The organism is Comamonas odontotermitis (assembly GCF_014207855.1).
In the GTDB taxonomy this organism is placed as follows: domain Bacteria; phylum Pseudomonadota; class Gammaproteobacteria; order Burkholderiales; family Burkholderiaceae_C; genus Comamonas; species Comamonas odontotermitis_A.
The window spans coordinates 109539-127020 of record NZ_JACHKZ010000003.1 but is presented as its reverse complement, the minus strand read 5'-3'; the positions used below and the strand labels follow the sequence as shown (position 1 = coordinate 127020).

Sequence of the window (17482 nt, the reverse complement as noted above, 5' to 3'; positions counted from 1 at the left end):
CCATCCGCTCCAGTCTGTGACGGCATTTCAAATTTTTAGCCCGAACAGACTGGAGGGCACACTTTCCTGTCGATCTCAGTTTTTGGCTGAGGCCTTGAAGTTCGCCTTCTTCAGAAGCGACTCATACTGCTGAGACATCATGTAGTTTTGTACCTGGGCCATAAAGTCCATGGTCACCACCACGATGATCAACAAGGAAGTGCCACCGAAATAGAACGGAACGTTGTACTTCAGGATCAAGAACTCTGGCAGCAGACACACAAAGGTGATGTAGATCGCCCCTGCAAGTGTCAAACGCACCAAAATCTTATCAATATAGCGTGCTGTCTGATCCCCTGGTCGGATACCGGGAATAAAGGCACCACTCTTCTTCAGGTTATCGGCCGTTTCGCGGCTGTTGAAAACCAGGGCCGTGTAGAAGAAGCAGAAAAAGATGATCGCTGCGGCGTAGAGCATCACATAGATCGGTTGACCAGGAGTCAACGTACCAGCGATGTCCTTGAGCCAACGCATCGATTCGCCAGCGCTGAACCAGTTCACAACCGTAGCAGGCAGCAAGATGATTGATGAAGCGAAGATGGGAGGAATCACACCTGCCATGTTCAGCTTCAGGGGCAAGTGCGAAGACTGGCCACCATACACCTTGTTTCCAACCTGACGGCGCGCGTAATTCACCAAGATCTTGCGTTGACCGCGCTCGACAAACACGACGAAGTACGTCACGGCTGCCACTACGAGGACGATGAAGATCGCGGCAATGATGCTCATCGCACCAGTGCGCACCAATTCGAGCAAACCGCCGATGGAGCTGGGAAGACCCGCAGCAATACCAGCGAAGATCAGGATCGAGATCCCGTTGCCCAAACCACGTTCTGTGATCTGCTCACCCAACCACATCAGGAACATCGTACCGGCGGTCAGGCTGACCACGGCAGTAAGACGGAACCCGAATCCAGGGCTAAGAACCAAACCAGCAGTGCCTTCCAGTGCAACGGCAATGCCAAGCGACTGGAACAATGCAAGGGCCAGTGCACCATAGCGGGTGTACTGGGTAATCTTGCGACGGCCGGCTTCGCCCTCTTTCTTCATCTGCTCGAATGTCGGGACGACATAAGTCATCAATTGCATGATGATCGATGCCGAGATGTACGGCATGATCCCCAGTGCAAACACGGTGAAGCGCGAGAGCGCTCCGCCCGAGAACATGTTGAACAGATTGAGAATGCCACCCTGTTGGCTATTGAACAGCTGCTGCAACTGGTTTGGATCGATACCAGGCACCGGGATATGAGCCCCGATGCGGTAGACGATCAGCGCCAGCAACAGAAAAACCAAACGACGACGCAAATCGCCGTACTTACCGGTCTTTGCAATGGTTGCGGTGTTCGTAGCCACTGATGATTCTTTCAGAAAAGGTTAGGCGATGCTGCCGCCAGCGGCTTCGATCGCAGCCTTGGCGCCAGCGGTGGCACCGATGCCATTCAGCTTCACGGCCTTGGTGAGTTCACCAGCCTTGATCACCTTCACGACCTTGGCCAACTGACCAACCAGGCCAGCTTGCTTCAGCACTGCCAGATCCACTTCTGCAGCGCCCAGACGCTCCAGAGCAGCCAGCGACACTTCAGCGTTGAACTTCAGCGTGGTCGACTTGAAACCGCGCTTGGGCAGACGACGCTGCAGAGGCATTTGACCGCCTTCGAAGCCTACCTTGTGGTAGCCACCCGAACGCGACTTCTGACCCTTGTGACCACGGCCGGCGGTCTTACCCAGACCCGAACCGATACCACGACCTACGCGACGCTTGGCGTGCTTGGCACCTGCTGCAGGCTTGATGCTATTGAGTTCCATCATCAATCCTTTCAGAGAACCTTCACCAGGTAGGCGATCTTGTTAATCATGCCGCGCACTTCGGGAGTGTCCTTCAGTTCGCTGATGCTGTTCAGCTTGCGCAGACCCAGACCACGCACGGTGGCGCGGTGATCTTGCTTGGTACCAATCGGGCTACGCACCAGTTGGACCTTCACAGTTTGTTGCGTTGTCATAGTGACGACTCCGATCAGACGAACAGGTCTTCAACCGACTTGCCACGCTTTGCTGCCACTTCCGAAGGGGTTGTGGAGTTGTTCAAAGCGTCGAAAGTGGCGCGAACCATGTTGTAGGGATTCGACGAACCATGGCTCTTGGCCACGATGTCGGTGATACCCAGAACTTCGAAAACGGCGCGCATCGGGCCGCCGGCAATGATACCGGTACCCTTGGGAGCAGGAGCCAACATCACGTTGGCAGCGCCATGGTGACCCATCACGGTGTGATGCAGGGTGCCGTTTTTCAGCGACACCTTGATCATGTTGCGACGGGCTTCTTCCATAGCCTTCTGCACAGCAGCAGGCACTTCCTTGGACTTGCCCTTGCCCATGCCAACGCGGCCATCACCGTCGCCAACCACGGTCAGTGCAGCGAAGCCGAGAATACGACCACCCTTCACAACCTTGGTGACGCGGTTCACCGCGATCATTTTTTCGCGCAAACCGTCGTCACGACCTTCGTCTTGCACTTTGGGGGAAAATTTAGCCATTTCTATCCACTCCGCTTAGAACTGCAGGCCGGCTTCGCGGGCTGCATCAGCCAGAGCCTTCACGCGGCCGTGGTATGCAAAACCTGCACGGTCGAAAGCAACCTTTTCAACGCCAGCTGCCTTCGCCTTTTCAGCGATGCGCTTGCCGATGAGAGTCGCTGCTGCGGTATTGCCACCCTTGCCGGAAGCGCCCAGGTTGCTGCGCACTTCGGCTTCGGCCGTCGATGCAGTAGCGATTACCTTGGTGCCGTCGCCGGAAATGATCGTGGCATAGATATGGAGGTTCGTACGGTTCACCGTCAAACGCGCAACGCCTTGGTTGGCAATGCGGATGCGGGTCTGCAGGGAACGACGAAGACGCTGCTCTTTCTTGTTGAACATCATGCAGCTCCTTATTTCTTCTTAGTCTCTTTGATCGTGACCTTCTCATCCGCATAACGGATGCCCTTGCCCTTGTAAGGCTCGGGAGGACGAACGGCACGAATCTCAGCTGCCAGCTGACCAACGCGTTGGCGGTCAGCACCCTTGATCACCACTTCCGTAGGGGTAGGGGTGGCAACGGTGATGCCAGCAGGCATTTCAAAGTTGACTGGGTGGGAGAAACCAACGCTCAGGTTCAGCTTGCTGCCAGAGGCTGCAGCCTTGTAACCCACGCCAACGAGAGACAGCTTCTTCTCGAAGCCCTTGCTCACGCCAACCACCATGTTGTTCACCAGCTGACGCATGGTGCCGCTCATGGCATTGGCTTCGCGGGAGTCGTTCACTGGCTCGAAAGCCAGCTTACCGTCGCTATTGGTCACCTTGACCAGGGCGTTAGGAGTCAGAGCCAGCGTACCGCCGGCGCCCTTCACGCTGATCTGATCTTCCTTGATGGAGACATCCACACCTTGGGGGATGCTCACAGGCATTTTTGCTACGCGGGACATTTCAGTATTTCTCCTTCAATGCCACGGTTAAGCCACATAGCAAAGCACTTCACCGCCGACACCGGCAGCGCGCGCTTTACGATCGGTCATCACACCCTTGGGCGTGGTCACGATTGCAACGCCCAGGCCATTCATGACTTGTGGAATTGCATTGCAGCCCTTGTACACACGCAGGCCAGGACGGCTTACGCGCTCGATACGCTCGATCACTGGGCGACCGGCGTAGTACTTCAAGGTAATTGCGAGTTCAGACTTGCCATCTTCGGTCTTCACGTCGAAGCCGTCGATGTAACCCTCTTCCTTCAGCACCTGGGCGATGGCAACCTTCACTTTGGAAGATGGCACCGACACGGTGGCCTTGGACACCATTTGGGCGTTGCGGATACGGGTCAGCAAGTCAGCGATTGGATCACTCATGCTCATGTTTAATCTCCTGACTGCTTACCAGCTGGCCTTGGTCACGCCGGGGATGGCGCCGACAAATGCCAGTTCACGAATCTTGGCGCGGCCCAGACCGAATTGACGGAAGGTGCCACGGGGACGACCCGTGATTTCGCAACGTGCACGTTGACGATTGGGGTTTGCATTGCGAGGCAGCTTCTGCAGGCCCAGACGGGCTGCTTCACGCTCTTCGTCGGTGCGCTTGCTGTCACCGGCGATTGCCTTCAGTTCTGCATACTTGGCTGCGTACTTTGCGGCCAGCTTTTCACGCTTCAGTTCGCGTTGGATCAGTGCTTGTTTAGCCATGCATCACCTCAGTTCTTGAACGGGAAGCGGAAAGCCTGCAACAAAGCCTTGGCTTCGTCGTCATTCTTCGCAGTCGTCGTAATGCTGATGTTGAGACCACGCAGTGCATCGACTTTGTCGTACTCAATTTCAGGGAAGATGATTTGTTCTTTGACGCCGATGTTGTAGTTACCACGGCCATCAAAAGCGCGGCCAGAGATACCACGGAAGTCACGCACGCGTGGCAGCGCCACGGTCACGAAACGGTCCAGGAACTCATACATCTGAACGCCACGCAGGGTCACCATGCAGCCGATAGCCTGGCCTTCGCGGATCTTGAAACCAGCGATAGCCTTCTTGGCCTTGGTCACCACAGGCTTTTGACCAGCAATCTTGGTCAGGTCAGCCACAGCGTTGTCCATCACCTTCTTGTCGGAAACGGCTTCGCTCACACCCATGTTCAGGGTGATCTTGGTCAGGCGAGGCACTTCCATTGGGGAGGTGTAGCCGAACTTCTTCATCAGTTCGGGAGCGATTTGCTCACGGTATTGTTTTTGCAGTCGTGCAACGTTTGCCATGTCTTACTCCTTAGGCTGCCTTGATTTCAGCGCCATTGGACTTGAACACGCGAACACGTGCGCCGTCGGCGTTCACCTTGATGCCCACGCGGTCACCCTTGCCGGTTGCCGCATTGAAGATCGCCACATTGGATTGGTGGATAGGCATGGCCTTTTCCACGATACCGCCGTTGGTGCCCTTCATGGGGTTTGGCTTGACGTGCTTCTTCACCAGGTTGATGCCTTCGATCACCAGGTGGGAGTCATCAGCGCGCAGCGTCACAACGCCGCGCTTGCCCTTGTCGCGCCCAGTCAGCACGACCACTTCGTCGCCCTTGCGAATCTTGTTCATGGTGCTGTCCTTAGAGAACTTCAGGGGCCAGGGACACGATCTTCATGAAGCGCTCGGTACGCAGTTCACGCGTCACGGGGCCAAAGATACGGGTGCCGATAGGCTCCAGCTTTGCATTGAGCAACACTGCAGCGTTGCCATCGAATTTGACGAGCGAACCGTCAGCACGGCGAATACCTTTAGCGGTACGCACCACCACAGCACTGTAGACCTCGCCTTTTTTGACGCGGCCACGTGGAGCAGCTTCTTTCACGCTCACCTTGATAATGTCACCAACGCTCGCATAGCGACGGTGCGAACCACCCAGCACTTTGATGCACTGGACAGACTTCGCGCCGGTATTGTCGGCAACCTCGAGTCGAGATTCTGTCTGGATCATTTCAATATTCCCAACTTGCACCAGCAGACCGGACAGCCCAATAAGAATTAATCCTCATGGACAGCCAAGCAGCCAGTCAGTCTTGGGCCCGTCGTCCACACCGCAACCATTTACGATGCTTCTCCTGGGCAGAAACCTCACGCATGAATTCAGTCTGGTCAAACGAAATGACCGCCAAATTACGCGCGAAGCTGATTATTCTGACAGAGTGCGCCCCCTCTGTCAAGAGCGCAACCACTGTCTGGCTGCGCTTTGGCGGTTTTACGCCAGTTTTTTGCCGGTGTACTGTTGTGCCAATGCCAAAAATGCCTCCAGCGCAGGATCTGACCCCAATTCCTCGCGCAGGATTTCTGCCACGCGAGGGGCCAGCTTGGCAGCCAGGCGCGCATCCAGAAACAGCATGCGGCTGCGGCGGGCCAGTACATCTTCAACAGTACGGGCGTATTCGTAGCGGGCCGCAAAGCGCACCATGGCTTCGCTCAAGCCATCGGCCAGCCAGACGGATGCCCCCGGCAGGGCCTCGATGACCGCTGCCTCGCTGCCATAGGAGTGCATGCCCTGCCCCATGTGCATGCTGTGCTGCGACCGGCCCGAAGCGGGCGACCCCACCAGCGGCAGGTTCACCGTCACCCCGCCAGGCTTGCGCGGCAGCTCTCCCGCGTTGAAGCAGGCTTCGAGCACGTCTTCTGCCATGGCGCGGTAGGTGGTCCACTTGCCCCCCGTCACGGTCACCATGCCTGATTTACTGGTGAGCACGGTGTGCTCACGGCTGATGCCCTTGGTGTTTTCGCCATCATCGTCCTGCGGCTTGGCCAGCGGGCGCAGGCCGGCCCACATGCTGCGCACGTCGGCCAGCGTAGGCTGGCGGCTGAGGTATTTGCCCGCTTCGCTGAGGATGAAGTTCACTTCTTCGTCAAACGGCACCGGCTCGCGCGCCAGATCATGGCGGGGGGTGTCGGTGGTACCCAGGATCACCTTGCCCAGCCACGGCACGGCAAACAGCACCCGGCCGTCAGCGGTCTTGGGCACCAGAAGCGCATGGTCACTGGGCAGGAACTCACGGTCCACCACCAGGTGCACGCCCTGGCTGGGAGCAACCATGGCTTTGACTGGTTTACCCAGCATCTGCGCGTCTTCCTGGCGCAGCTGGTCCACCCAGGGGCCGGTGGCGTTGACCACGCAGCGGGCACGCACGGTGTAGGCCTGGCCGGTTTCCGCATCCTTGCATTCCAGGCCGACGACACGTCCGCCCTCCTGCACCAGTCCGGTCACCGGGCAGTAGTTGATCAGTAGCGCGCCCTTGGCCGCAGCAGTGCGCGCCAGCGCCAGTGCCAGGCGAGCGTCGTCAAACTGTCCGTCCCAGTATTTGACGCCGCCCTTGAGGCCTTTGCCCTGCACCGTTGGGAGCAGGCTGCGGGTGGCGCCAGCCGACAGGAATTGGGTCGAACCCAGCCCGGCCTTGCCCGCCAGCGCGTCGTACATCTTGAGGCCGATGCCGTAAAAAGGCGTGTCCAGCAGACGGTACGAAGGCATGACGAAAGCGAGCGGCTGCGCAATGTGCGGCGCATTGTGCAGCAAGGTGGTGCGCTCGTGCAGCGCCTCGCGCACCAGCGCAATATTGCCCTGCGCCAGGTAACGCACGCCGCCATGCACCAGCTTGGTAGCGCGCGACGATGTGCCCTTGGCAAAATCCATGGCCTCCAGCAGCACGACCTTGAATCCGCGGGCCGCCGCATCCAGCGCTACACCCAGACCGGTTGCCCCTCCGCCCACCACGGCCAGGTCAAAAGAAGGCGTCTGCGCCAGCTGCTGGAGTAGCTCAGCGCGAACCGTTGCTTGGGGAGAGATCGAGGTATTCATGAACAGGAAAACTGGTAATCAGACAGCGGTATGCCCGCGTTGCGTTTCCTAAATTTTCGCTCTTTTTCGTTTTTGATGCAATCCAGCGGGAAACAATGATTCGTTTTTGATAGATTTTGATCGAACGTAACAAATCCTCCACGAACTGGCATTCAAGGACAGATGTCTTGGTTGACAAAAAAGAAGAGCTGTCTGCGCTTGTTTTTATGGAGTTTTAGATATTTTTGTAGCCCAAAATCGGTACCACTTTGCGTTGATAGCTATCGTTTTTGAGTTTCTGACATTGCGCCGCCAGCGCGGCACGGTCGGCCAGCCTGCGGTAAGGAGCCAGCAGCGGCCTTGCCTCGCTTCGCTGCCGCGCGGCCCAAGCTCCGCCAACACCACCCTGCGCCTCTGGAGCGTGGGTACCCGGTCTTGCCCCTGCAGCCAGTCTGCAGTTGCTGGTTTGCAGGGTGATGTCAGCGGTCCGCATCAGCGCACCTTGCCTTCCTTCCAGGCGCTCAGCAGCTTGTTGTACTCAATGGTTTCACCCTTGGGCTTTTCGTTGGCCAGCTTCTTCCAGGGGGCATGCGCATCGCTCAGCCATTTGTTGGGGTCTCCCTTGGGGTTGAGCTTGGGGGCGCAATGGGCCATGCCGGCGCGTTGCAGGCGAGCCATCACGTTGTCCATCTCGTCGGCCAGGTTGTCCATGGCCTTCTGTGGCGTCTTTTCGCCCGTCACGGCCTCGGCCACGTTCTTCCACCACAGCTGCGCGAGCTTGGGGTAGTCGGGCACGTTGGTGCCGGTCGGCGTCCATGCCACGCGGGCCGGGCTGCGGTAGAACTCGACCAGGCCGCCGAGCTTGGGTGCCATGTCGGTCAGCGCCTTGGACTGGATGTCCGACTCGCGGATCGGCGTGAGGCCGACAATGGTCTTCTTGAGCGATACGGTCTTGGAGGTCACGAACTGCGCGTACAGCCAGGCAGCGGCGGTCTTGTTGGCGTCGTGGCCGTTGAAGAAGGACCATGAGCCCACGTCTTGGTAGCCGTTTTGCATGCCCTGCTTCCAATAGGGGCCGTTCGGCCCGGGGGCCATGCGCCATTTAGGGGTGCCGTCCGCATTCACCACGGGCAGGCCGGGCTTGGTCATGTCGGCGGTAAAGGCGGTGTACCAGAAGATCTGCTGCGCAATCTGTCCCTGGGCTGGCACGGGGCCAGCTTCGCCAAAGGTCATGCCCATGGCTTCCTTGGGCGCGTATTTCTTCATCCAGTCGATGTATTTGGTGAGCGCATAGACGGCCGCGGGCGAGTTGGTGGCTCCGCCGCGCGAGACCGAGGCACCCACCGGCGTGCATTTGTCGTCGGCCACGCGAATACCCCATTCATCCACCGGCATGCCGTTGGGGTTGCCGATGTCGGCCGAGCCCGCCATCGACAGCCAGGCATCGGTAAAGCGCCAGCCCAGCGACGGGTCTTTCTTGCCGTAGTCCATATGGCCGTAGATGGGCTTGCCGTCGATCTGTTTGACATCGTTGGTAAAGAACTCGGCAATGTCTTCGTAGGCACTCCAGTTCAGCGGCACACCCAGGTCGTAGCCGTATTTGGCCTTGAACTTGTCCTTCAGGTCCTTGCGCTCGAACAGGTCGGCGCGGAACCAGTACAGGTTGGCGAACTGCTGGTCGGGCAGCTGGTAGAGCTTGCCGTCGGGCGCGGTGGTGAACTTGGTGCCGATGAAGTCCTTGATGTCCAGGCCCGGATTGGTCCATTCCTTGCCTGCGCCTGCCATGTAGTCGGTCAGGTTCATCATCTTGCCGTAGCGGTAGTGCGTGCCGATCAGGTCGGAATCACTGATCCAGCCGTCATAGATCGACTTGCCAGACTGCATCGAGGTCTGCAGCTTTTCGACCACGTCGCCTTCCTGGATCAGGTCGTGCTTGACCTTGATGCCGGTGATTTCCTCGAAAGCCTTGGCCAGCGTCTTTGATTCGTATTCATGCGTGGTGATGGTCTCGGACACCACGGCAATTTCCTTCACCCCCTTGCCCTGCAGCTTCTTGGCGGCATCGATGAACCACTTCATCTCGGCCGCCTGCTGGTCCTTGCTCAAGGTCGAGGGCTGAAACTCACCGTCAATCCACTTCTTGGCATCGGCCTCTGCGGCCCACGCGCCGTGCATGGCGAGCATCGCCGCTGCCGCCGCCAATGCTGTGTATCGCATCTTCATGAATGTCTCCTAGGTGGCGCTTCCCCGGGGTGTCCGATCGCGGCTCCGGGGAGGCGGAGAGCCGGATACGTTGAAAAATACCGTTCAATCTCTCTGCCAGCAGCTAACCCTTGCGCATGATCAAGGCCAGCAGCAGCATCGACAGGACAAAGCTGATCCACACCGAAGGCTCTGCCTCCAGCGACATCCATTCCTGCAGCTTGCCCGCGATACCGACAAAAACAAGGTTGACGTAGGCGGCGGCCAGAAGGCCGATGAACAGTCGGTCTCCGCGCGTGGTGGCAATGGGCAGCCAGCCCCGCCGCAGCGTGGTGGGCGATTTCAGCTCCCAGATGGTCATGCCGATCAGCATCAGCACGATGCAGGTGAAAAATACCGCCACCGGGGTGGTCCAGACCATCCAGTCAAACATGGCGCTTCTCCTCTTTCATTCCGATGCCCGTGGCGTCCGCACCGCCCGGCTTCACACGCGCCCCATCGCAAAGCCCTTGGCGATGTAGTGGCGCACAAACCAGATCACGATGGCGCCGGGCACGATGGTGAGCACACCCGCGGCCGCCAGCGTCGCCCAGTCCATGCCCGAGGCGCTGACGGTGCGCGTCATGGTTGCCACGATGGGCTTGGCGTTCACGCTGGTCAGCGTGCGCGCCAGCAGCAGCTCCACCCAGCTGAACATGAAGCAGAAGAACGCCGCCACGCCTACACCTGCCTTGATGAGCGGCAAGAAAATAGTCAGAAAGAAGCGCGGGAAGGAGTAGCCGTCGATATAGGCGGTTTCATCGATCTCGCGCGGAATGCCGCTCATGAAGCCCTCCAGAATCCACACGGCCAGCGGCACGTTGAACAAGAGGTGCGCCAGCGCCACGCCCAGGTGCGTGTCCATGAGACCCACGGTGCTGTAGAGCTGAAAGAAGGGCAGCAGAAACACAGCTGGCGGCGTCATGCGGTTGGTGAGCAGCCAGAAGAACACGTGCTTGTCGCCCAGAAACTGGTAGCGCGAGAAGGCATAGGCCGCAGGCAGCGCCACGGTGAGCGAGATGACCGTGTTGATGGCCACATAGATAAGGCTGTTGATATAGCCCGAATACCACGACTCATCGGTAAAGATGCGCACGTAGTTGGACCAGGTGAACTGCTGCGGAAAGAACGAGAAACTCGAAAGAATCTCCTCATTCGTCTTGAAGCTCATGTTCACCATCCAGTAGATGGGCAGCAGCGCGAACACGATGTAGAGCACCAGGAAGATGCTGCGCTTGTGAAACCGCTTGTCGTTCATGTCAGCCCCTGCGCTCATTGCTCCACCTCCGCTTCCTGCGTGCCTACGCGCTGCATCCAGTTGTAGAGCACAAAGCAGAACAAGAGGATGATGAGGAAGTAGATCAGCGAGAACGCCGCCGCAGGCCCCAGGTCGAACTGGCCCACGGCCTTCTGCGTGAGGTACTGGCTCAGAAAAGTGGTGGCATTCCCCGGCCCGCCGCCAGTCAGCACAAAGGGCTCGGTGTAGATCATGAAGCTGTCCATGAAGCGCAGCAGCACGGCAATCATCAGCACGCCCCGCATCTTGGGCAGCTGGATGTAGCGAAACACCGCAAACTTGCTCGCACCATCGATGCGCGCTGCCTGGTAATAGGCGTCGGGGATGGAGCGCAGCCCGGCATAGCACAGCAGCGCCACCAGAGGCGTCCAGTGCCAAACATCCATCACCAGCACCGTAAGCCACGCATCGGTGGCACTGCCGGTGTAGTTGTAATCAACGCCTAGCTTCTGCAGAGTGTGCCCCAGCAGGCCGATGTCGGCACGGCCATAGATCTGCCAGATGGTGCCCACCACGTTCCAGGGGATCAGCAGCGACAGCGCCACCACCACCAGCACGGCGGAAGACTTCCAGCCCTTGGCGGGCATGGCCAGCGCCAGCGCAATGCCCAGCGGAATCTCCACCGCCAGCACCGCCAGCGAAAACGTGATCTGTCGCCACAGCGCCGAATGCAGCTCTTCATCGCGCATCACCGCAGCAAACCATTCGGTGCCGACGAACACGCGCCGCTCGGGGTCGATGATGTCCTGCACCGAGTAATTGACCACCGTCATCAGCGGCAGGATGGCAGAAAACGCCACGCACAGGATCACCGGCAGGATCAGCCACCATGCCTTCTGGTTGACCGGCTTGTTGGAGGGGTTCATGCCATCAGCTCCTCATTGCGGTAGTAGCAGGTGTGCGGGTTCACCACCTCCAGCCAGACCGTGGCGCCAGGCGCGGGCAGCGCTGTATCGGCCATGAAGCGGGCTTTCAGGGCCTGGCCGTCCACCGTGGCAGTCAAGAGCATATGGGTGCCCACATCCTGCACACGCAGCACCTGCGCGGGCACGGCACCGGCAGAACCGGCGGGCGCCAGGCGCATGTATTCGGGCCGGATGCCCAGATGCAGCGCCGCCTGCGCAGCGGCTGCGCCCTCCAGCCCTGCGGGCATCGCCATGCGCTGGCCCGCCACCCACATGCCGCCCTCAACACACTGCAGGGGCAGGAAATTCATGCCCGGCGAGCCGATGAAGTGCCCGACAAAGGTGTGGCTCGGGCGCTCAAACAGGGCCTCGGGTGCGCCGACCTGCATCACCCGGCCACGCGACATCACCACCACCTGCTCGGCAAAGGTCAGCGCCTCCACCTGGTCATGGGTCACGTAGATCAGTGTGAGCTTGAACTCCTGGTGAATCTGCTTGAGCTTGCGGCGCAACTGCCACTTCAGGTGCGGATCGATCACCGTCAGCGGCTCATCAAACAGCACCGCCGCAACATCGGGCCGTACCAGGCCCCGGCCCAGCGATATCTTCTGCTTGGCATCGGCCGACAGGCCTGCCGCCCGCTGGTTCAGCTGACCGCTCATCTCCAGCATCTCGGCGATCGCACCCACGCGCTTGCGAATCTCAGCCTCCGGCACCTTGCGGTTGCGCAGCGGAAAGGCCAGGTTCTGCTCCACCGTCATGGTGTCGTAGATCACGGGAAACTGGAACACCTGCGCAATATTGCGCTGCTGCGGGGTCTCCTGCGTCACATCGCGCCCGTCAAAAAGCACCTTGCCATGCGAAGGCGTCAACAGGCCCGACATGATGTTGAGTAAGGTCGTCTTGCCGCAGCCCGATGGGCCCAGCAGCGCATAGGCACCGCCATCGGCAAACTCCATCTGCAGCGGCAGCAGGGCGTAATCGCTGTCCTGCTGCGGTTGAGGGCGATAGGCGTGCGCCAGATCCAGGGAAATACGAGCCATGGCTTACACCTCTTGCGCCGCACCGGGCCACTGTGACGACGACCGCTGTGGCTGATGCTGCTGTTGCGGCAACTGCAGCAGGGCGCCGCCCTGATTGCCTGCGCGCTCAGTCTCAAAAACATAGCAGTCTGCGGGCGCCAGATAAAGACTGACCTGCTCATTGGCTGCCAATTTGTGCACACCCGTCAGCTGCGCCACCCATCCGCCCCAGGGCAGTTGCACATGCACAAAGGTGTCCGAGCCGGAAATCTCCACCAGATACACCTGACCATGCAGATGGATGTCGCCCGGGCGCTCCTGCAGCCGCAGCGCGCTCGCTCGCGCGCCCACCACCACTTCACCGGCTGCGGCAGTGGCGGGCAGTGGCTGCGCCAGCGGCAGCGTAGCGCCTTGCTGCAAGGCCAGTTGCGCGCCGCCAGCCTGCACCTGCGCCGTTACCAGGTTCATCGGCGGATCGCTGAAAGCCCGCGCCACACGCAGCGAGCGCGGAGCGTGGAAGACCTGGGCCGTCGGCCCGTACTGCAGCAGCTCGCCCGCATCCAGAACCGCGGTGTAGCCGCCCAAGAGCAAGGCCTCGCCCGGCTCGGTGGTGGCATAGACCACAGTGGAGCGGCCCGCCTCAAAGAGCTGGCTCAGTTCATCGCGCAAGCCTTCGCGCAGCTTGTAGTCGAGGTTGACGAGTGGCTCATCCAGCAGCATCAGTGGCGCATCCTTGGCCAGGGCGCGCGCCAGGGCCACACGCTGCTGCTGGCCGCCCGAGAGCTCGGCAGGCAGGCGATCCAGAAACATATCGATGTGCAGGCGCTCAGCCAGGCTACGTACCTTGCTATCAATTTCAGAGTCGCCGCGCAGCCGCAGGGGAGACGCAATGTTCTGCGCCACGGTCATCGAGGGATAGTTGATGAACTGCTGGTACACCATGGCCACATCGCGCTGGCGCACCGACACGCCGGTCACATCCTGGCCATCCACCAGCACGCGGCCGCTGGCCGGTTTGTCCAAGCCCGCCATGATGCGCATCAAGCTGGTTTTACCCGCCTGCGTTGCGCCCAGAAGCACCGTCACAGCATTGCTTTGCAGCGATAAATCCAGCGGATAGAGCCATGTCTGCCCTCCGACCCGTTGGACCACATTCTCCAACACCAGCTGCATCATCGCCTCTCTGCTCCGAATGTAAGAGCAAGCCTGCAAATCTGTGAAAATGAAAGCCTTGCGCTTTCGAATTCGTTCATTTTTGTTCTTTTGAACGCGCCTCCAATAGAAAGTTACCCTAGTAAGGGTTCGTTTTAATTCGATCTACAGTGTTTGGGAGCAAACTGCCGCAGACGCCCACTGCTGCGCCCGCGCCCTCCCCACTGCCCCTACCTACACCTCCTGCGCTGTGAACACCAATCCACGACAACTCCAATTGATAGACGAGGTGCGCCGCCGCCAATCTGCCACGGTCGAGCAGTTGGCAGACATCCTGGGCGTCACCCTGCAAACCGTGCGGCGCGACATCCAGAAACTCGCAGACACGGGGCTGCTGGTGCGCTTTCACGGGGGCGTGCGCGTGCCCAGCTCCACCACCGAGAACCTCGCCCACACGCAGCGCGAATCGCTCAATGCCGATGGCAAATCGCGCATCGCCAAGGCCGTCGCTGCCCAGGTGCCCAACAACTGCTCGCTCATCCTGAACATCGGCACCACCACCGAGGCCATTGCCCGCGCCCTGATGCAGCACCGTGGCCTGCGCGTCATCACCAACAACCTCAACGTGGCCGCCACGCTCAGCAGCAATGCCGATTGCGAAGTGATCGTCGCCGGCGGCGTGGTGCGCGGGCGAGATCGCGGCATCATCGGCGAGGCGGCGGTGGATTTCATTCGCCAGTTCCGCGTCGATATTGCGCTGATCGGCATCTCGGGCATCGAATCAGACGGCAGTCTGCGCGACTTTGATTTCAGAGAAGTGAAAGTGGCGCAAACCATCATGGAGCAGGCCCGCGAAGTGTGGATGGCCGCCGACCAGAGCAAATTCGGCCGCCCGGCCATGGTGGAGGTGGGGCCGCTCTCGCGCATTGACCGCCTCTTCACCGATGCGCAGCCGCCCGAGCCCTTTCCACGCCTGCTGCAGGACGCCAACGTGCGCTGCACCGTGGCGTGAAACATGAACACCCCCCTGAGCCGCTGCGGAACGCCCCTTGCCTGGCTGCTTTGGCCGGGCCGCTCCAGCGCCAAAGACGTGCGTAGCACGCAATGAATCACGGAAAACCTATGACCTACTTGCTTGCCCTTGACCAGGGCACCTCCAGCTCCCGCTCCATCGTGTTTGACGCGCGTGGCAACATCGTCGCGCTGGCCCAGCAGGAGCTGCCGCAGATCTACCCCAGCCCCGGCCATGTGGAACACGACCCGCTGCAGATCTGGGGCACGCAGCTCGCCACCGCGCGAGAGGCCCTCAAGAAAAGCGGCATCAGTGCCAGCCAGATCACGGCGCTTGGCATCACCAACCAGCGCGAAACCACCGTGGTGTGGAACCGCAAGACCGGCCAGCCCATCCACAATGCCCTGGTCTGGCAGGACCGGCGGGCAGAGCCCGTGTGCGCCCAGCTGCGCGAAGATGGCCACGCCGGCCTGATCCAGCAGAAGACCGGCCTGCTCGTCGACGCCTACTTTTCCGCTACCAAGCTGCAGTGGCTGCTCGACCATGTACCCGGCGCGCGAGCCGCCGCCGAGCGGGGCGAGCTCGCCTTTGGCACCGTGGATACCTGGCTCGTCTGGCAGCTGACCGGTGGCCGCCGCCACGTGACCGACGTGAGCAACGCCAGCCGCACCATGCTCTTCAATGTGCACACCAACCAGTGGGACGACGAGCTGCTGGCACTCCTGCGCATTCCGCGCTCGCTGATGCCGGAGGTGCAACCCTCGGCCAGCCACTTTGGCGATACCAAGGACGATTTTCTGGGCGCGCCCATCCACATCGGCGGCATGGCGGGCGACCAGCAAAGCGCCCTCTTCGGCCAGGCGTGCTTTTCTGCCGGCATGGCCAAGAACACCTATGGCACCGGCTGCTTCATGCTCATGCACACCGGCAGCGCCTTCCAGACCTCGCGCAATGGCCTGCTGACCACCAGCGCCGCGCAGGTATCTGCTGCGCCCCAGTTCGCACTCGAAGGCAGCGTCTTCGTTGGCGGCGCCGTCGTGCAATGGCTGCGTGACGGCCTGCGCGCCATCGAACACAGCGGCCAGGTGCAGCAACTTGCCGAAAGCGTGCCTGACAGCGGCGGCGTCATGATGGTGCCTGCCTTCACCGGCCTGGGTGCACCGTACTGGAACGCCGATGCACGCGGCACCATCACCGGCCTCACCCGTGGCACCACCTTGGCCCACATCGCCCGCGCCGCACTGGAATCCATCGCCTACCAGAGCGCCGCCTTGCTGCAGGCCATGAGCCGCGACGCCGTCGCCAATGGCGGCCAGCCCGTGACCGAGCTGCGCGTGGACGGCGGCGCCTGCGTCAACAACCTGCTGATGCAGTTCCAGGCCGACTTGTTGGGCATTCCCGTGGTGCGCCCTGCCTGCGTGGAAACCACCGCGCTGGGTGCAGCCTATCTGGCAGGCCTGGCCACTGGCGTGTACCAGGGCACCGATGAGCTGTCGGCGCTGTGGAAGGCCGAGCGCCGCTTCGTCCCCACCCAGGACAAGGCCCGCGCCGACGCCCTGATGGCACGCTGGGAACAGGCCGTGCGCCAGACTACGGCGCAATAAACCCCACAACTATCAATTTGATAGCTGCTGGTGCTTCAGAAGCGCACACCGGCAAACAAAATCACTCCATAAAAAAAGGGATGCATCCGCATCCCTTTTGCTTTGAGCCGTTGGCCTGCTCAGTCGTCCTGGCCTGCCAGCAGCGCCTTGTGGATCAGCGCGCCAATGACCGCGCCAACGATCGGTGCCAGCCAGAAGAGCCACAGCTGCTCCAGGGCGATCGATGGACCGAACAGCGCAGGGCCGGTGCTGCGTGCGGGGTTGACCGAGGTGTTGGTCACGGGGATCGAGATCAGGTGGATCAGCGTCAGGCACAGGCCGATGCTCATGCCTGCAAAGCCGGCAGCGGCCTTCTTGGCGGTAGAGCCCAGAATGACCAGCAGGAAGACGGCCGTCAGCACCACCTCCGTCACCAGCGCAGCCACCATGGAGAACTTGCCCGGCGAATGCTCGCCAAAACCATTGGTCGCCAGATCGGTGACCGTGGCACCGGCCTTGCCGGAAGCAATCAGGTACAGCACAGCGGCTGCGGCAATCGCGCCCAGCACCTGGGCAATGATGTAGCCTGGCAGCTCAGACGCCTTGAAGCGGCCCGCCACCGTCAGGCCCACGGACACTGCCGGGTTGAAGTGCCCGCCCGAGACCGGGCCGAAGGCATAGGCGCCGGTCAACACCGTGAGACCGAAGGCCAGCGACACGCCCAGCAGGCCAATACCGACCTGTGGAAACGCGGCGGCCAGCACGGCGCTGCCGCAGCCTCCGAAAGTCAACCAAAAGGTTCCTAAAAATTCCGCCGACCATTTTTGTGCTTGGGTTGCCATTGCATCACTCCTCTTGTTTACGTACGGGCGCAGCCATCACCCTGGCTGTTCGCTTCCAGGCGCGATGATAGGAA

Annotated in this window: 22 protein-coding genes; 2 read left to right on the top strand and 20 right to left on the bottom strand. The window is 60.5% G+C overall.

The window, feature by feature from the left end:
• Positions 1 to 75: 75 nt before the first annotated feature.
• The 19 genes from secY to HNP33_RS03760 form a co-directional block, all read right to left on the bottom strand.
• A complete protein-coding gene (secY, locus tag HNP33_RS03850) occupies positions 76 to 1395 on the bottom strand; it encodes a preprotein translocase subunit SecY (RefSeq protein WP_184705469.1) in 1320 nt (439 codons plus the stop codon).
• Positions 1396 to 1416: 21 nt separating this feature from the next.
• Positions 1417 to 1848, bottom strand: coding sequence for a 50S ribosomal protein L15 (gene rplO, locus HNP33_RS03845; RefSeq protein ID WP_184705467.1), 432 nt, complete (start codon positions 1846 to 1848; stop codon positions 1417 to 1419).
• A gap of 11 nt (positions 1849 to 1859) precedes the next feature.
• Positions 1860 to 2042, bottom strand: a complete 183-nt coding sequence (gene rpmD / locus HNP33_RS03840) for a 50S ribosomal protein L30 (RefSeq protein WP_066475638.1) — start codon at positions 2040 to 2042, stop codon at positions 1860 to 1862.
• A gap of 14 nt (positions 2043 to 2056) precedes the next feature.
• Complete coding sequence (rpsE, locus tag HNP33_RS03835; RefSeq protein ID WP_184705465.1) at positions 2057 to 2575, bottom strand: 30S ribosomal protein S5; 519 nt, start codon at positions 2573 to 2575, stop codon at positions 2057 to 2059.
• Between the two features lie 15 nt (positions 2576 to 2590).
• A complete protein-coding gene (rplR, locus tag HNP33_RS03830; RefSeq protein WP_184705463.1) occupies positions 2591 to 2956 on the bottom strand; it encodes a 50S ribosomal protein L18 in 366 nt (121 codons plus the stop codon).
• An 11-nt stretch (positions 2957 to 2967) separates the two neighbouring features.
• On the bottom strand, positions 2968 to 3501 hold the full coding sequence (rplF, locus tag HNP33_RS03825) for a 50S ribosomal protein L6 (protein ID WP_184705461.1): 534 nt from the start codon (positions 3499 to 3501) through the stop codon (positions 2968 to 2970).
• A 27-nt stretch (positions 3502 to 3528) separates the two neighbouring features.
• Complete coding sequence (rpsH, locus tag HNP33_RS03820; RefSeq protein WP_184705459.1) at positions 3529 to 3924, bottom strand: 30S ribosomal protein S8; 396 nt, start codon at positions 3922 to 3924, stop codon at positions 3529 to 3531.
• Positions 3925 to 3942: 18 nt separating this feature from the next.
• A complete protein-coding gene (gene rpsN / locus HNP33_RS03815; RefSeq protein ID WP_184705457.1) occupies positions 3943 to 4248 on the bottom strand; it encodes a 30S ribosomal protein S14 in 306 nt (101 codons plus the stop codon).
• 8 nt (positions 4249 to 4256) lie between these two features.
• A complete protein-coding gene (rplE, locus tag HNP33_RS03810) occupies positions 4257 to 4805 on the bottom strand; it encodes a 50S ribosomal protein L5 (protein ID WP_184705455.1) in 549 nt (182 codons plus the stop codon).
• A 10-nt stretch (positions 4806 to 4815) separates the two neighbouring features.
• Positions 4816 to 5136, bottom strand: a complete 321-nt coding sequence (gene rplX / locus HNP33_RS03805; RefSeq protein WP_184705453.1) for a 50S ribosomal protein L24 — start codon at positions 5134 to 5136, stop codon at positions 4816 to 4818.
• Positions 5137 to 5146: 10 nt separating this feature from the next.
• The gene (gene rplN, locus HNP33_RS03800; protein WP_184705451.1) at positions 5147 to 5515 is read right to left on the bottom strand and encodes a 50S ribosomal protein L14; all 369 of its coding nucleotides are present in this window, start codon (positions 5513 to 5515) and stop codon (positions 5147 to 5149) included.
• 261 nt (positions 5516 to 5776) lie between these two features.
• Positions 5777 to 7375, bottom strand: coding sequence for a glycerol-3-phosphate dehydrogenase/oxidase (locus tag HNP33_RS03795; protein WP_184705449.1), 1599 nt, complete (start codon positions 7373 to 7375; stop codon positions 5777 to 5779).
• A gap of 214 nt (positions 7376 to 7589) precedes the next feature.
• A complete protein-coding gene (locus HNP33_RS03790) occupies positions 7590 to 7847 on the bottom strand; it encodes a hypothetical protein (protein WP_184705447.1) in 258 nt (85 codons plus the stop codon).
• Positions 7847 to 9577 carry an ABC transporter substrate-binding protein gene (locus HNP33_RS03785; protein WP_184705445.1) on the bottom strand — a complete coding sequence of 577 codons (1731 nt, stop codon included), beginning with the start codon at positions 9575 to 9577 and terminating at the stop codon, positions 7847 to 7849. Before HNP33_RS03785 ends, HNP33_RS03790 begins: the two co-directional genes overlap by 1 nt.
• 103 nt (positions 9578 to 9680) lie before the next feature.
• Positions 9681 to 9989, bottom strand: coding sequence for a DUF2160 domain-containing protein (locus tag HNP33_RS03780; protein WP_184705443.1), 309 nt, complete (start codon positions 9987 to 9989; stop codon positions 9681 to 9683).
• Between the two features lie 51 nt (positions 9990 to 10040).
• Positions 10041 to 10853 carry a carbohydrate ABC transporter permease gene (locus HNP33_RS03775; protein ID WP_184705720.1) on the bottom strand — a complete coding sequence of 271 codons (813 nt, stop codon included), beginning with the start codon at positions 10851 to 10853 and terminating at the stop codon, positions 10041 to 10043.
• Between the two features lie 14 nt (positions 10854 to 10867).
• A complete protein-coding gene (locus HNP33_RS03770; RefSeq protein ID WP_184705442.1) occupies positions 10868 to 11758 on the bottom strand; it encodes a carbohydrate ABC transporter permease in 891 nt (296 codons plus the stop codon).
• A complete protein-coding gene (locus HNP33_RS03765; protein WP_184705440.1) occupies positions 11755 to 12840 on the bottom strand; it encodes an ABC transporter ATP-binding protein in 1086 nt (361 codons plus the stop codon). The genes HNP33_RS03770 and HNP33_RS03765 overlap by 4 nt, the downstream gene beginning before the upstream one ends.
• Before the next feature lie 3 nt (positions 12841 to 12843).
• The gene (locus HNP33_RS03760) at positions 12844 to 13992 is read right to left on the bottom strand and encodes an ABC transporter ATP-binding protein (protein ID WP_184705438.1); all 1149 of its coding nucleotides are present in this window, start codon (positions 13990 to 13992) and stop codon (positions 12844 to 12846) included.
• A 229-nt stretch (positions 13993 to 14221) separates the two neighbouring features.
• Between HNP33_RS03760 and HNP33_RS03755 the strand changes: the two genes are divergently transcribed.
• Together HNP33_RS03755 and glpK are read left to right on the top strand one after the other, a co-directional pair.
• On the top strand, positions 14222 to 14983 hold the full coding sequence (locus HNP33_RS03755) for a DeoR/GlpR family DNA-binding transcription regulator (RefSeq protein WP_184705436.1): 762 nt from the start codon (positions 14222 to 14224) through the stop codon (positions 14981 to 14983).
• A 110-nt stretch (positions 14984 to 15093) separates the two neighbouring features.
• Complete coding sequence (gene glpK / locus HNP33_RS03750; protein ID WP_184705434.1) at positions 15094 to 16587, top strand: glycerol kinase GlpK; 1494 nt, start codon at positions 15094 to 15096, stop codon at positions 16585 to 16587.
• A gap of 119 nt (positions 16588 to 16706) precedes the next feature.
• Here the strand turns inward: glpK and aqpZ are convergent, their stop codons facing one another.
• A complete protein-coding gene (gene aqpZ, locus HNP33_RS03745; protein ID WP_184705432.1) occupies positions 16707 to 17408 on the bottom strand; it encodes an aquaporin Z in 702 nt (233 codons plus the stop codon).
• Positions 17409 to 17482 lie beyond the last annotated feature (74 nt).

Coding starts and splice junctions, on each gene's coding strand:
- HNP33_RS03775 (WP_184705720.1), bottom strand. CDS start 10,853: ATGAACGACAAGCGGTTTCACAAGCGCAGCATCTTCCTGGTGCTCTAC.
- HNP33_RS03785 (WP_184705445.1), bottom strand. CDS start 9,577: ATGAAGATGCGATACACAGCATTGGCGGCGGCAGCGGCGATGCTCGCC.
- HNP33_RS03790 (WP_184705447.1), bottom strand. CDS start 7,847: ATGCGGACCGCTGACATCACCCTGCAAACCAGCAACTGCAGACTGGCT.
- rplF (WP_184705461.1), bottom strand. CDS start 3,501: ATGTCCCGCGTAGCAAAAATGCCTGTGAGCATCCCCCAAGGTGTGGAT.
- rpsH (WP_184705459.1), bottom strand. CDS start 3,924: ATGAGCATGAGTGATCCAATCGCTGACTTGCTGACCCGTATCCGCAAC.
- rplX (WP_184705453.1), bottom strand. CDS start 5,136: ATGAACAAGATTCGCAAGGGCGACGAAGTGGTCGTGCTGACTGGGCGC.
- rpsN (WP_184705457.1), bottom strand. CDS start 4,248: ATGGCTAAACAAGCACTGATCCAACGCGAACTGAAGCGTGAAAAGCTG.
- HNP33_RS03760 (WP_184705438.1), bottom strand. CDS start 13,992: ATGCAGCTGGTGTTGGAGAATGTGGTCCAACGGGTCGGAGGGCAGACA.
- glpK (WP_184705434.1), top strand. CDS start 15,094: ATGACCTACTTGCTTGCCCTTGACCAGGGCACCTCCAGCTCCCGCTCC.
- rpsE (WP_184705465.1), bottom strand. CDS start 2,575: ATGGCTAAATTTTCCCCCAAAGTGCAAGACGAAGGTCGTGACGACGGT.
- HNP33_RS03795 (WP_184705449.1), bottom strand. CDS start 7,375: ATGAATACCTCGATCTCTCCCCAAGCAACGGTTCGCGCTGAGCTACTC.
- HNP33_RS03770 (WP_184705442.1), bottom strand. CDS start 11,758: ATGAACCCCTCCAACAAGCCGGTCAACCAGAAGGCATGGTGGCTGATC.
- HNP33_RS03765 (WP_184705440.1), bottom strand. CDS start 12,840: ATGGCTCGTATTTCCCTGGATCTGGCGCACGCCTATCGCCCTCAACCG.
- aqpZ (WP_184705432.1), bottom strand. CDS start 17,408: ATGGCAACCCAAGCACAAAAATGGTCGGCGGAATTTTTAGGAACCTTT.
- rplO (WP_184705467.1), bottom strand. CDS start 1,848: ATGGAACTCAATAGCATCAAGCCTGCAGCAGGTGCCAAGCACGCCAAG.
- rplR (WP_184705463.1), bottom strand. CDS start 2,956: ATGTTCAACAAGAAAGAGCAGCGTCTTCGTCGTTCCCTGCAGACCCGC.
- HNP33_RS03780 (WP_184705443.1), bottom strand. CDS start 9,989: ATGTTTGACTGGATGGTCTGGACCACCCCGGTGGCGGTATTTTTCACC.
- rplN (WP_184705451.1), bottom strand. CDS start 5,515: ATGATCCAGACAGAATCTCGACTCGAGGTTGCCGACAATACCGGCGCG.
- rpmD (WP_066475638.1), bottom strand. CDS start 2,042: ATGACAACGCAACAAACTGTGAAGGTCCAACTGGTGCGTAGCCCGATT.
- rplE (WP_184705455.1), bottom strand. CDS start 4,805: ATGGCAAACGTTGCACGACTGCAAAAACAATACCGTGAGCAAATCGCT.